Origin of the sequence: Haloferax sp. KTX1, assembly GCF_902410085.1 — an archaeon.
Lineage (GTDB): Archaea > Halobacteriota > Halobacteria > Halobacteriales > Haloferacaceae > Haloferax > Haloferax massiliensis.
Window position 1 is genome coordinate 1 of sequence record NZ_CABPRH010000081.1, and the last position, 528, is coordinate 528.

Genomic DNA, 528 nt, shown 5'->3' on the forward strand with positions numbered 1-528 from the left:
GTACCGAGCATACGCGTCCGTGATGGCGTAGTTCCGGATGTGCCCCATATGCAACGAGCCAGAGGTATAGGGGAACATTCCCAACACGTACGTCGGGTTCTCGGCGTCAGTGGGGCATTCAAACACTCCGTCTCGCTCCCAGGCCTGCTGCCAGTATTCTTGAACCCGGGCGTGGTCATATCGGCGCGACATTTGCTACCTCGTCCTGTGCCTGCCGCGCACATGAGTGTTCGGCTAGGATTGGACTATTCTCTTCCAGTGGCTACCAGAAAGTCCCGAGGCGCTGGGCTCCTGCGGCTCGCTGCGCTCTCTGCTCACGGCGCGGAACGCCGTTCGCACGTTCCGAGGGACCGCAGGTCCCTCGCTCCTCACTTCGTTGCGGTGCTTGTGTCGTGGTCCGAGAGAGCAGAGCTCTCTCATCATCCCGAAAATCGAAGATTTTCGGACGATCTCGAACGCCCAGCGCCTCGCCCCTTTCATCCCCACCCATAGCCGGTTGGCCAATCCACGCTGGGCGGGACTGAAAGG

Annotated in this window: 1 protein-coding gene; it reads right to left on the reverse strand. The window is 60.8% G+C overall.

Annotation, left to right across the window (positions count from 1 at the left end; all coding sequences use genetic code 11):
* On the reverse strand, nucleotides 1-192 hold a 192-nt coding region (locus tag FY251_RS20870), incomplete at its 3' end, for a class I tRNA ligase family protein (protein WP_148416858.1).
* Nucleotides 193-528: the final 336 nt, after the last annotated feature.